Consider the following 12,235-nt stretch of genomic DNA (forward strand, 5'->3'; position numbering starts at 1 on the left):
CGGTATCGCCCTCGGCGACCGACTGGTCCGCTTCCGCGCTGGCCGTCGGCAGGTCGTCGTCGAACCGCACCGTCAGCGTGCCGTTGGCGCTGCTGCCGTCCGCGTCCTGCACCGTGTACGTCAGCGCCGCCGTGGCGTCGTTCTCGGTGTCATCCCCGGCCTCGCCATCCAGCGAGGCATGCAGCACGTTGTCATGCAGCGTGACCGTGTAGGCGCCGCTCTGCGCATCGGTGATCACCACGCTGAACAGCTCGCTGCCATCCCGCGCGCCACCGTCCACGGTCGCGGTCAGGGTGCCGGTGGCGCCGTCCCAGGCGTAACGCACCGACTCGGTGCCCACCGTCCCGGTCGCGCCATCCATCGCCGCCAGGCTGACGCTGCCCGCCCCGTCGCCACCGAAGGCGAAGTCCAGGGTGCCGCTGAAGGTGGTCTCGTCGCCCTGGCCGACGTCATCGCCGACCCCGCCGTCGATGCCGCCTGCCAGGCCCTCGTCATCGACCAGCGCGCTGCTCTCGCCGGCCGTGGGCACGCTATCCTCCTCGGCGACGATGCTCGGGGCGATCTCGACCTGGTCCGCGCCATCGAGGGCATTGGCGCCGAACTGATAGGCAAGCGGATCGACGCCCTCGGTGATGCGCATCAGGCGAACGAATCCGTGGCCGCCTTCGACACCGCCCGCCGCGCCGGCACCGGCCGCGGTGGCGTCAAGATCCTCGAGCAGGTCGCCCTCGCCTTCCTCGATGGCCGCCAGCAGGGCCTCGATGTCATCGTCCTGGGCGCTGGCCTCCTCGCTGGCCACCGGCTCGTCCGCGGCGAGATCCGAGGTCATCGCGACCTCCTGCCCGCCCTCGATCACCGTGGGCTCCAGTCCGTCGCCGAAGTCGAGCGCGACCCGCCCGTTGTCCGAGGTCACCAGGGTCTCGCCCTCCTGCAGGGCGTCGCCGACGCTCAGCTCGCGCAGGTTGCCGGCTTCGTCGCGCGCCCAGGCCTGGCCGGTGATGGATACCACGGTTGCGATGGTCATCGTTCCCTTCCCCCTTGATCGACATCTGCCGAGGCCACACCACGGGCGCATCGGCGCTGGATGCCTACAAGCTAGGTCAGGGAGGCGGTCCCGGGTATTGGACCGAAGGACAGGTTACGAAACGTAAACGCCCGGCGTGGCGCCGTCAGGCTCACTCCGGATGCCGGGACAGCTTGCGCATCAACTGCATGCGGTCGCGCACCCCCAGCTTGCGGAAGACCGCGCCGAGGTGCGCCTTGACGGTGCGCTCGGTGATGCCCAGTTGCCTGGCCACGGCCTTGTTGGGGTTGCCTTCCACCACCGCCCGCGCCACGGCCCGCTCGCGATCGGTCAAGGGCGCCAGCAGGTCGTCGTCCAGGCTCGCCTCGCCGCCCAGGGCTTGATAGACCCCGCCGACGACTCGGGCCATGAGCTCCGGCCAGACCCAGATCCCCTGGTTGGCGGTCACCAAGGCCACCTGCCGCAGCAGCTCCGGCGGCGAGAGCGCGTGGGCATAGCCCCGTGCCCCGGCGGCCAGGGCACGGCCGGCCTCGGCGGCGTCCGGCGAATGGCTCAGCACGCTGACGACCACCCCGCGACCGGCCAGGGCCCCCACCAGGGAGGGCCAGTCCTGGCCCGGCTCGATCACCACCCAGGCCTGCAGATCGGCGCCGCTCCGCTCCGTCGCCCGGGCCGGCGTCACGCATTCGGCATGCGGGAACGCCTCGCGCCAGCGGGGCAGCAGGTCCGGCACCGTGCAGACGAAGCGCTGTTGCATTACCTCTCTCCCAGTGCATTGTCCCAGGCCCGCAGCACCGGCTTGAGCAGGTACTGCATCACCGTGCGCTTGCCGGTCAGGATGTCGACCTGGGCGGTCATCCCGGGGATCACGTCCAGCGCCTCGTGGTCGCTGTCCCCCGCCACCGTCCTGACCCGCACCAGATAGAAGGTGTTGCCTTCGTCGTCGGTGATGGTGTCGGGACTGATGTGCACCAGTTCGGCGTCGAGCCCGCCGTAGATGGCGAAATCATAGGCGGTGAGCTTGATGGTGGCCGGCTGCCCGGGACGCAAGAAGGCGATGTCCTGGGGCGCGATGCGCGCCTCCACCAGCAGGGTGTCGTCGGTGGGCACCACCTCGACGATCTCCTGGCCCGGCTGGGCGACCCCGCCGAGGGTGTTGATGGCCAGCCGCTGCACGATGCCGTCCACCGGCGAGCGGATCTCGGCCAGCCGGACCCGATCCTCGAGGCCCTCGCTGGACTCGTCCAGCGCCCCCAGGTCGGCCAGGGTCCGGGACAGCTCGTTGCGCCACTCGTTGCGCTTCTCGAGGGTGACCTCGCGCAGCTTCGACTGGGCCTCCTCGATGGCCGCCTCCAGCCGCTCCACCTGGGCGGCCGCCTGGTCGCGCTGGCCGCGGGCCCGGGTCACTTCCCGACGCAGCCGCAGCACCTCGACCTCGGAGACCGCCCCGGAGTCCAGCAGCGGACGAGTCAGGTTGAGTTCGCGGCCGGCCATGCCCAGCTCGCGGGCCGCGGTATCGCGCCGGGACCGCGCCTCCTCGAGCTCGGCGCGACGCTGCGCCAGCTGCTCGCGCAGGATCCGCTTCTGCTCCTCCAGGGCCTCCAGGTTGTTGCGGTACAACTCGCGCTCCTGGGCCACGATATTCGGCGCCTCCTCGACCAGCGACGGCGAGGGCGTGAACGGCGAATCGGTCACCAGGGCGCGCAGCCGCTCGGCCCTGGCCTCCAGGGACTCGGCCTTGGCCCGGTTCTCGCGGAAGTTGGCCAGGAAGCGCGTCGGATCGATGCGCATCAGCAGCTCGTTCTTGGCGACGCGATCGCCTTCCTCCACCAGGATCTCCTGCACCACCCCGCCGTCGAAGGACTGGACCTTCTGCAGCTGGCTGGAGGGGATCACCCGACCGGTGCCCCGGGTGACCTCGTCGATGGGGGCGAGGGTGGCCCAGGCGATCAGCGTGGCCACGGCGAGCACCACGATGTAGAGCAGCCAGCGGGCCCGCAGCGGCTCCTGCTGCAGGCGGGCCCAGTCCGCGTCGGCCTCCCAGTCGCGATCCAGGTGCGCCGCGGTCACGCGGCGGGCGAAGAGCCGATCCATGAACGGCCGGAAGGGCCGGCGGCCCACCCGGGAGAAGCGCCCGATGGCCTCGAAGCCGCGCTGCTCGGCGCTGCGGGACGACTGGCTCATGAGCGAGCCCTCCCGATCTTGCCCTTGCGCAGCGCCTCGACGATCTTGTCGCGCGGGCCGTCGGCGACCACCTGACCGGCGTCGAGCACCAGGATGCGATCCACCAGCGACAGCAGCGAGGTGCGGTGGGTGATGACGATCATCGTCTTGCCCTCGCCCACTTCCCGCAGGCGGGCCTTGAGTGCCTCCTCGGAGGAATGGTCCATGGCGCTGGTGGGCTCGTCGAGGAGCAGGATCGGCGGATCCTGGATCAGCGCCCGGGCGATGGCCACCTGCTGGCGCTGCCCGCCGGATAGCCGCTGCCCCCGTTCGCCGACCTCCAGGTCGACGCCCTCGGGATGGCCATCGACCAGGGGCTCCAGCCCGGCGAGCCGGATGGCCCGCAGCAGCGCCTGGTCGTCGACGACATCGCTGCCCGCCCCGGCGACGATGTTGTCGCGCAGCGAGCCCTGGAAGAGGCTGACGTCCTGAGGTACATAGCCGAAGTGGCGACGCAGCTGGGCGGGCTCGTACTGGCGCACGTCGACGCCATCCAGGCGCACGCCGCCGGCGCCGGGCTCGTAGAGGCCCAGCAGCAGCTTGTGCAGCGTGGTCTTGCCGCAGCCCACCCGCCCCAGGATGGCCACCTTCTCGCCCGGCGCGAGGCGCAGCGAGACGTCGCGCAGCGCCTCGACCTGCTCGCCGGGGTAGCGGAAGTGCACCCCGTCGAAGCGGATATCGCCCTGGACGACCGGGCGGTCGACGCAGTGGCGCCCCTCCGGCCGCTCGACGGGCAGCGCCATCATGCCGTCCAGCGACTGCAGGGCCGTGCTCGCCTGGTGGTACTGCGCCAGCAGGGCGGCGGCCTGGCTCACCGGGGCCATGGCCCGGGACGACAGCAGGTAGGCGGCGATCAACCCACCCTGGGTCAGCTCCCCGGCCACGATCAGGTAGACCCCGATGATCACCACCACCACCGCCACGCTGTGCTGGGCCCACAGCGCCACGCTGGTGACCGACGAGCTGATCAGGCGCAGCCGGGCGCTGGTCCGCGACAGATAGGCCGAGGCTCGCTCCCAGATGCCCTGGATGCGGCTCTCCGCCCGCAGGGCCTTGAGCGTCTCGAGCTGGGCGATGGACTCCACCAGGGTGGCGTTGCGCTGGGCGCCGGCCCGCCAGGTGGTCTCCGACAGCTCGTGCAGCTTGCCCTGGGCGGCCAGGGCATAGAGCAGCACGAAGGCGATGCCCGCCAGCACCGGAATCACCAGGGGCGGGCCGATCAGGGCGATGATCGCCGCGAACATCAGCACGAAGGGCAGGTCCACCAGCCCCACCACCGTGGCCGAGCCGATGAAGGCGCGCACCGACTCGAACGACTGCAGCATCGACGCGAAGGAGCCCGTGGAGGCCGGCCGCGCGGCCATGCGCAGCCCCAGCACCTGGCGCATCAGTCGCGCCGAGAGCTTGACGTCGGCGCGGCTGGCCGCCAGGTCCACGAAGGCGCTGCGCATCAGGCGCAGCACCAGGTCGAAGCCCAGCACCACGAAGACGCCGACCGCCAGCACCCAGAGGGTGTCGGTGGCGTGATTGGGCACCACCCGGTCATAGACGTTGAGGACGAACAGCGGCATCGCCAGCGCGAAGAGGTTGATCACCACCGAGCCGAGGATGACGTCGCGATAGAGGCGGCGGTTCTCGCGGATCACTCCCCAGAACCAGTGCCGCCCGGCGGTCTCCTTGACCTCGGGGCCGCGGGCGTCGAAGCGGAAGCGCGGCCGTACGTAGATGGCCCGACCGCTGTAGCTGGCCTGGAGGCCATCCAGCTCGACCTCGGTGGCCGCCTCCCCGAGCTCGGGAAAGATCACCCGGGCGCGGCGCGACGCCAGGTCCAGGCCCAGCAGTACGCAGGCCCGCCCGGGCTCGAGCAACAGCACGACGGGAAACAGCTCGGGGTTGAGCTGCACCAGGCGCGACCGGACCAGCCGCGCCGACAGGCCGGCGCGGTCCGCGGCACGGGGGAACACCCCGGGGGTGAGACGCCCCTCCTCCAGCGGCAAACCGGCGGTGAGGGACTCGCGGTTCACCTCGTGCTCATGGGACCGGGCGATGGTCACCAGGCACTCGAGCAGCTCGTCCCCCACGGCCGGATCGGCCGCCATGCCATCGTCGATCGCTTCCCGCTGTGTCACTCGCACCTCTTCCGGCGGGTGCGGGGCTCAATGCCCTGCGGCCGCTCAGCCCGCATGGGAGTCGCCGCCACCGATGGCGCGGCGGGTCATGTCGAGATTCTCGCCGACCCGTTCCAGGGTGACCTCCACGCGGCGGTTCTGACGGCGCCCCTCCACGGTGGCATTGCTGGCCACGGGCTGGCGGGAACCGAACCCCTCGGTCTGGATCAGCGAGGCCTCCACGCCCTGGGCGACGAGGTAATCGCCGACGCTGCGCGCCCGGCGCCGGGACAGCGGCTCGTTGATGGCATCGGTGCCGGTCGAGTCGGCGTGGCCGGCGATGTAGACCCGCACCAGGTCGTCGCGGCCGCGGATCTGCTCGGCCAGCGACGACAGCTCGCGGCGAGCCTCGGCGCTGAGCTCGGCGCTGTTGATCTCGAAGAGGGCATCCGCCGAGAGGGTGACATCCGGCGCCCGGGTAGGCGGCGCGGTGATGCCGCCGGTGAAGTCGGCCAGGGTGTAGCCGGTGGGGCCGGGTGCGGGACAGACCGTCTCCGGCTCCAGGGCCACGCCGTCGCTGCCCAGCTCGGCCAGGGTCGGCATGTCGGCGCGACGCACCTCCAGGGTCTGCATCAGCTGGCCCATGGCCGCCAGGGTCCGGGCATCGGCCAGGGCGGTATCGTACTGGGCATTGACGTAGGCGCGGCTGGCCTCGAAGTACTCGTTCTCGGTGTCGAGCACGTCCAGCAGGCTGCGCTGGCCGATGTCGAACTGTTGCTGGTACGCCCCCCGCACCCGGTTGGTCGACAGGCGGTGCTGGTTCAGGTACTCGAGCTGCTCGCGCAGCCGCTGGGTGTCGTTGTAGGCGATCTGGGTGGTCTGGCGCACATCCACGCACGCCTTCTCGCGCAGGTGCATGGCCTGCTCGACCCGATCGCTGGCGGCCCGGAAGCTCGCCAGGTCGCTGCCGCCGCGATACAGGTTCATGCTGGCCACCAGCTCGACGCTGTGGCGATCCTGGCGCTCGTCCGGGCTCAGCACCGTGCCGGTGTCCCCGTCCTTGTAGGTCCCGGTGCGCGCCACCAGGTCCAGCTGCGGGTGAAAGGCCGAGCGGGTGCCTTCGCGTTCGGCGCGGGAGGCGGCGATGTTCTCGATCGCGGCATGGAAGTCCGGATTGCCCTGGAAGGCCAGCTCGAGAGCCTGGGAGACGTCGCCGGGCAGACGCTCGCCGAAGGTCGGCGCCGCGGCCAGCGACGCCGCCGGCAGCTCGCCGACGATGCGTTGATAGCGGGCCGTGACGTCATGCAGGTTCGAGGCCTCGGTCATCAGGTTGGACTCGGCCAGGGCCAGGCGCCCGCTGATCTGCTCGAGATCCACCCGGCGTCCGGCCCCGGACATCGCCTTCTCCTCGATCTGGTTGAAAACCTCGAGGTGCTTGCGGTAGTTGTCCTGGGCCAGACGCACCAGCTCGCGATAACGCTGCACGTCGAGGTAGGCGCGCACCGCCTCGAGGGCCGTCTCCTCGCTGGCGCCGAGCAGCTCGTAGTAACGCACCAACTGGGCGCGGTCCAGTCGCTCCACCTCGCTGCTGGTGGCGAAGCCGTCATAGAGCATCTGCGTCAGGGTCAGCTCGGCATAGTCGGTGTCGTAGCTGCCCCGGGCGTCGTTCTCCCGGTCTTCGCGCCCCACCCCGGCGTTGACGTCGACGCTGGGCAGGTAGTTGCCCCAGGCGGCACGGCGATCATGGCCGGAGGCCTGGAACTCTCGCCAGGCGGCCTGCACCTCGGGATTGGTGGAAATCGCCTCCTGGACGACCCCGCGCAGATCCGCCGAGCCGGGCGACGACAGCCCCGCGGGCAGGGACTGGCCCACCGCCGCGGCGATGGGCATCAGGACGAGCCCCGCGCCGGCGGCCAGCCCCAGGGCGAAACGGCTCCCGCGAGCGCGGGGCGATGCGGTGATGCTCGGGCGAATCATGGCGAATACCTACCCTCATTGTCCTTCGTTATTGTCATCGTCCGGTGATGGGCGCGACGCCCTTGGCCGTGCCCCTCGGCATGTCTCGGCCAGGCAGCTGGCCCCTCCCCCAACCGGCAACGACCCGTTCGGCGCCTCGCCACTCCGCAACGACTGAGGCGAGACACCCGACCGGCTCGTGCCGCTGTATTAGAATACACTCTGTTACATAGCGTAATTGACTTTGATGGGTTTGCCAGCAAAGCCAGGTTCAACGCACCAGGAATCTGCTACCCCGCCACGGAGGCCCGTGCGCCACGGAGGCCCGTGGCATCGGGGGGGGGCCGCCCGCCATGGCGCTCTCACCGCAGGACCCAAACATGGTATCGTCGGCGTAAAATCGTTCCGGTCCGCACAAGGAGAACGGCATGTCCTCATCGGAGATTCAAAAGACCCGCGTCATCAACGAGCTACGCGGCTTCATCAAGAAACTGCTGCAGGACCCGCGGATCCTCGAGCAGTCGTTGCTGATCGCCCGCGAGCGGCTGGGCGAGGGCGACCAGGCGGAGGTCATGGCGCGCATCGCCAACGAGATCTCGGAGACCACCAGCGTGCATATCCCCGAGGATCCCGCCGAGCACTCGGAGGCCGATCGCCTCTTCCTCGAGCTGCTCAAGGAAGTGGTTCGCGAGGAGCAAGCCCTCTACTGACGCCCCGTGACGGGAGGCGATCGGCGGCGCCCGGTCGCCTACCCGGCCTGCGCCCGCGGGGCGCAGCTGATACAATGGCCCGACACTTTTTCAACGCCTGCCCGCATGCTCTACCTCCTCAAGCTCCATCCCGAGATCACCATCAAGTCCCGCTCGGTCCGTCAGCAGATGACGCGCAGCCTGACGGCCAACATCCGCAACACCCTGCGCCGCCTCGACCCCGGCGTGCGGGTCAAGGACCAGTGGGATGCCATCCGCGTGCGCCTGCCCGACGGCATCGCCGAACACGCCGTGGCGGAGATCGAGGACGCCCTGACCCGGATCCCCGGCATCCAGCAGATCCTGGCCACCGAGGAAGTGACCTTCGAGTCCCTCGACCAGGCCGCCGACCGCATCGTCCCGGTGTGGCGCTCGGCCGTCGCCGGGCGCCGCTTCCGGGTCACGGCGAAACGCCGCGGGCACCACGACTTCACCTCCGCCGACCTCGAGCGTCACTTGGGCGGCCGGCTGCTGTCGGCCGCCGCCGATGCCCGAGTCGACCTGAAGCATCCCGAGGTGGTGGTGCCGGTGGAGCTCAACGATCGCCGCCTTCAGGTGATCCGCGCCCGCTGGCAGGGGCTCGGCGGCTACCCCCTGGGCATGCAGGGCCAGGCCCTGGCGCTGATCTCCGGCGGCTTCGACTCGCCGGTGGCGGCCTGGAAGATGATGCGTCGCGGCGTGAAGACGCACTTCCTGTTCTTCAATCTCGGGGGGCCGGCCCACGAAGCCGGCGTTCGGGAGGTGAGCCACCATCTCTGGGCCCGCTACGGCGCCTCCCACAAGGTGAAGTTCATCTCCGTGCCCTTCGAGGGAGTGGTCGGCGAGATCCTGCGCTCGATTCCCGATGGCCTGATGGGGGTGGTGCTCAAGCGGATGATGGTCCGGGCGGCCAACCGCATGGCTCGCCGGACGGGCATTCCCGCCCTGGTGACCGGTGACGCCATCGCCCAGGTCTCGAGCCAGACGCTGGCCAACCTGGGGCAGATCGACGCCGCCAGCGAGATGCCGATCCTGCGCCCGGTGCTGACCGACGACAAGCAGGACATCATCGACCAGGCGCGCCGGCTGGACACCGCCCGCTTCGCCGAGACGATGCCCGAGTACTGCGGCGTGATCTCCCGTCGCCCGCACAACAAGGCCCCGGCCGAGGCCATCGCCGCTGCCGAGGCCGAATTCGACTACGGCGTCCTCGAGGCCGCCCTGGAGGCCGCCACCACCACCGGCATCGATCGCCTGGCGCCGGCTGCCGACGAGGCGCCCCCGGCGCCCGCCGAGGTGCTGACTGTGGACTCCCCCGAGACGCTGGCCCGCCTGGAGGCGCCCTGCGTGATCGACATCCGCCGGGAAGACGAGCAGGAGGCATCGCCCCTGGAGCTCCCGGAGGTGCCGACGATGCGCATCCCCTTCTACGAGCTGCAGGAGCGCGCGCCGCAGCTACCCGGCGACCGGCAGTACCTGCTGTACTGCGACCAGGGGGTGATGAGCCGCATGCAGGCGCTTCACCTGGCGGATCGTGGCCTGCATCATTTCGGCGTCTATCGGCGCGCCGCGCCCGCCGGCTGAGGGAGCCGCTGACGGGCGCGGCGCGGCGCGGTTCGGGCAGGGTACCCCCTGCCCGAGGCGCCTTACTGGATCCGGTCGTGACCGAACACCATGTCGCCGCCCGGGGCGGCGCTATGGCAAGCGATGCAGCCCTGGTCCATGCCCTTGGCGACTCGCCCGGCCAGCGGCACGCCCTTGGGGTTGGTGGCCAGCTCGCCGCTGGGCAGGTACTTGACCCAGAACCAGTCGTGGTTGTCGGGATCGTACCCCTCGCGCTTGAACATCACCGTCACCGCGCCCAGGTAGTCATCGGGAGCGTTCCACACCGCCTGCCGGGTGACGCCCTCTCCGCCGTAGTTGCGCTTGATGATCACCGGTCCCGTGGTGCCCTCGACGGTGACCTCGCCGTCGATGGTGTCGAGGATGGCCCCATGAGGGTGCTGGCCGGTGTAGGGGGCGGACATGGTGCGCCCCTCGCCGACCAGGTTGGCCTCGGTGAGGGCATTCCAGAGCGAGGCCGCATAGGCCGTGTCCTCCTCGCCACCGAAGGGGGCCGCCGAGGCGGCCTGAGCTCCCAGCAGCAGGCCGGCGCCGATGGTCCCGAGCATCGTCTTCATGTTCATGGAAGACCTCCATTGCGTCTTGTCGGTCTTGTGAGATCGAGGCTTGCAGGGGTTGGTGGCCAGGGACGGCCGAACCTTACAGGCAAGCCGGTTCTTTCTGCATCAGGGACAAGCGGTTCCCCCGAAGGAGGAGGACTCGGCGCTTCCCTGCACCGAGCGCAGACGGCGACACTCGAGACGCCCCTCCGGCCCGACCACGCCGAGCAGGCGTCCGTCGATCAACCGGGCCCCGACCGCCGGCGGCCCGGACAGGGCCCCTTCCCAGCGGATGGCCAGGTCGTCCGGTGCAAGCACGGCGACGCGACCGTCGGCATGGGTGACCACGATGCCGCCCTCGTCGAGATGGACGGCCATGAGGTCATCCGCCAGGGCCCGCCGGGCCAGGGGCTCGCCGGTGCCCGCGTCGAGCACCCGCAGGACACCGTCGAAGCGCGGCAGGTAGAGGCGGCCGTTCCCGACCCGGGGGCTCGTGGCGGCCACGGGCTCTCGTCGGCGCCAGCGCACCTCGCCCGAGGCGGCGTCGATGGCCAGCACCTCGCCGGCGAAGGTGGTCACGTAGACGGCATCGCCGCCGGCCACGGGGCGGTACACCAGCTCCTGGCCCAGCGCGCGCTGCCAGCGGATGGCGCCCGAGCCAGGGTCGAGCCCCGTCAGCGTCGCCCCCTGGCCGCCGGTGACCAGCACCCCGTCCTGGAGGGCCGGCGGATAGATCCAGCCCTCGAAGCGACGCGTCCAGAGCAGCTCGCCGCCGGCGACGGTCAGGGCGCGCAGCTCGCCGTCTCGCGCGGCGGCATAGGCCCGCTCGCCGTCCCGGGTGGGCGAGAAGACGGTGGCATCGGCGAAGCGGCGCCACAACGGCTCGCCGCTGCCGGCCTCCAGCGCGACCAGGCCGGCGCTGGTGCCGACCAGCAGGCGACCGCCGGCCCGCACCGGCTCGAAGGTCTGCTCGCCCGCCAGGGCCCGCCAGCGGGGTGCGTCGCCGCCACCGTCGAAACGCATCACGCCCTGATGGGAGGCGAACAACGTCGCCTCGGCCACCAGGGGGTTCTCGGGATAGTCCGCGGCTCGGGCGGGGCCCGCCGGCCCCAGCCAGCTCCCCGCCAACAGCACGACCAACAGCCCCCATCGCCTCATGCTACGCCACCTCGCAGATCAGCCATCGCTGTTACCCAGGCTAGCGAGGATGGCGAAGATGCTCGATGAAGCCCTTCCAACGTTCCGGCACGGGGATCCAGCCCCTGTCGACGAGTGTCGGCAGGGCCACCAGGAAGCAGAACGCCAGCAGCCCCACCCCCATCGCCCAGCCGCTGTCGATGGCCATGCCCTTGCCGGCCAGGACGTAGAGCAGGGTCATGGGCGCCATGCCGAGGCCGGAGGCCAGCAGGAAGCGCCCGGTGGTGAGCACGGTCAACCCCGCCGCATAGCTGACCAGGGCGAAGGAGACCACCGGGATCAGCCGCGCCAGCAGCACCATGGCGAAGAGGATGTGCTGGGGGCATTGGGGAAAGAGCGCCACATGGCCGCGGAAGAGACGCTCGATGAGCGGTCGCCCCAGCAGGCGGGCGATCCAGAAGCTGATGCCGGCGCCGGCCAGGGCCCCCAGCATGCTGAGCGAGAAGGCCACCAGGGGATGATAGAGCATGCCCGCCGCGACGCTCACCACCATGGTGGGAATCGGCCCCACCACCACGGTCAGCGCCATCACCCCGGCCAGCATCGGCGGCCCCCAGGGACCGAGGGCGACGCTCAGCCGCTCCAGCCGCCCGGGATCGAGAAGTCCCTGCCGATACAACCAGAGGCCGAGCGCCACCAGCAGCAACAACGCCGCGGCGCCCAGCCAGGCTCGCCTGACCGCGCTCATCCTCATGCCCCCACGGGCCGCCCGTCGCACGAGGCGCCCCGCCCGGGACGCCATCGCTTGCCTTCAGTGTAGGGCGCCGGCGGCGGATGCAGCGCGCGGGGAAGATGCTACAATCGGGAGCCTGATTTCACGGACCTTTCGCATGACGG

At 70.7% G+C, this 12,235-nt stretch carries 10 protein-coding genes; 2 read left to right on the top strand and 8 right to left on the bottom strand.

Going from position 1 to position 12,235, the window contains the following annotated elements; all coding sequences use genetic code 11:
• The 5 genes from QC818_RS04280 to QC818_RS04300 form a co-directional block, all read right to left on the bottom strand.
• Window positions 1–1,024, bottom strand: a 1,024-nt coding sequence (locus tag QC818_RS04280) for a retention module-containing protein (protein WP_309651612.1), incomplete at its 3' end; no start/stop codon positions are given.
• A gap of 151 nt (window positions 1,025–1,175) precedes the next feature.
• A complete protein-coding gene (locus tag QC818_RS04285) occupies window positions 1,176–1,781 on the bottom strand; it encodes a helix-turn-helix domain-containing protein (RefSeq protein ID WP_309651613.1) in 606 nt (201 codons plus the stop codon).
• Window positions 1,781–3,208 carry an HlyD family type I secretion periplasmic adaptor subunit gene (locus QC818_RS04290; protein WP_309651614.1) on the bottom strand — a complete coding sequence of 476 codons (1,428 nt, stop codon included), beginning with the start codon at window positions 3,206–3,208 and terminating at the stop codon, window positions 1,781–1,783. The genes QC818_RS04285 and QC818_RS04290 overlap by 1 nt, the downstream gene beginning before the upstream one ends.
• Window positions 3,205–5,346 carry a type I secretion system permease/ATPase gene (locus QC818_RS04295; protein ID WP_309651908.1) on the bottom strand — a complete coding sequence of 714 codons (2,142 nt, stop codon included), beginning with the start codon at window positions 5,344–5,346 and terminating at the stop codon, window positions 3,205–3,207. The genes QC818_RS04290 and QC818_RS04295 overlap by 4 nt, the downstream gene beginning before the upstream one ends.
• 75 nt (window positions 5,347–5,421) lie before the next feature.
• On the bottom strand, window positions 5,422–7,332 hold the full coding sequence (locus QC818_RS04300) for a TolC family outer membrane protein (RefSeq protein WP_309651615.1): 1,911 nt from the start codon (window positions 7,330–7,332) through the stop codon (window positions 5,422–5,424).
• A gap of 407 nt (window positions 7,333–7,739) precedes the next feature.
• On the opposite strand from QC818_RS04300, the gene QC818_RS04305 reads away from it, so the two are divergent.
• Both QC818_RS04305 and thiI read left to right on the top strand, forming a co-directional pair.
• Window positions 7,740–8,021, top strand: a complete 282-nt coding sequence (locus tag QC818_RS04305) for a hypothetical protein (protein ID WP_309651616.1) — start codon at window positions 7,740–7,742, stop codon at window positions 8,019–8,021.
• 105 nt (window positions 8,022–8,126) lie between these two features.
• A complete protein-coding gene (gene thiI, locus QC818_RS04310) occupies window positions 8,127–9,623 on the top strand; it encodes a tRNA uracil 4-sulfurtransferase ThiI (RefSeq protein ID WP_309651617.1) in 1,497 nt (498 codons plus the stop codon).
• Between the two features lie 62 nt (window positions 9,624–9,685).
• On the opposite strand, the gene QC818_RS04315 is transcribed toward thiI, so the two are convergent.
• From QC818_RS04315 to QC818_RS04325, 3 genes are all read right to left on the bottom strand, one after another.
• Window positions 9,686–10,225, bottom strand: coding sequence for a cytochrome P460 family protein (locus QC818_RS04315; RefSeq protein ID WP_309651618.1), 540 nt, complete (start codon window positions 10,223–10,225; stop codon window positions 9,686–9,688).
• A 102-nt stretch (window positions 10,226–10,327) separates the two neighbouring features.
• Complete coding sequence (locus QC818_RS04320) at window positions 10,328–11,359, bottom strand: outer membrane protein assembly factor BamB family protein (RefSeq protein WP_309651619.1); 1,032 nt, start codon at window positions 11,357–11,359, stop codon at window positions 10,328–10,330.
• Between the two features lie 40 nt (window positions 11,360–11,399).
• Entirely contained in the window at window positions 11,400–12,086 is a 687-nt protein-coding gene (locus QC818_RS04325) for a TVP38/TMEM64 family protein (RefSeq protein WP_309651620.1), read from the bottom strand.
• Window positions 12,087–12,235 lie beyond the last annotated feature (149 nt).

The sequence above is a fragment of the Halomonas koreensis genome, assembly GCF_031451675.1.
GTDB classification, from domain to species: domain Bacteria; phylum Pseudomonadota; class Gammaproteobacteria; order Pseudomonadales; family Halomonadaceae; genus Halomonas; species Halomonas koreensis.